The 345-nt window shown below is 69.9% G+C and carries 1 protein-coding gene; it reads right to left on the reverse strand.

Translation table 11 applies throughout. The features are described 5' to 3' along the window. Window positions 1–345 (reverse strand): hypothetical protein (locus ACODSP_RS28240; protein WP_488968830.1); only part of this gene is annotated, 345 nt, incomplete at both ends.

The following is a 345-nucleotide window of genomic DNA, read 5'->3' on the forward strand; positions in this document are numbered from 1 at the left end:
TCTCGGTGCCGGTCGAGCCGGTGCTGCCGGTGTTGGTTCCGGTGCCCGTCTCGGTTCCGGTTGAACCGGTGCTGCCGGTATTGGTACCAGTGCCCGTCTCGGTGCCGGTCGAGCCGGTGCTGCCGGTGTTGGTGCCGGTGCCCGTCTCGGAGCCGGTTGAACCGGTGCTTCCGGTGTTGGTGCCGGTGCCCGTCTCGGGGCTGGTTGAACCGGTGCTTCCGGTGTTGGTGCCGGTGCCCGTTTCGGTGCCGGTCGAGCCGGTGCTGCCGGTGTTGGAGCCAGTGCCCGTCTCGGTACCGGTCGAGCCGGTGCTGCCGGTGTTGGTTCCGGTGCCCGTCTCGGAGC

Source organism: Niveispirillum sp. FG156, from assembly GCF_057809555.1.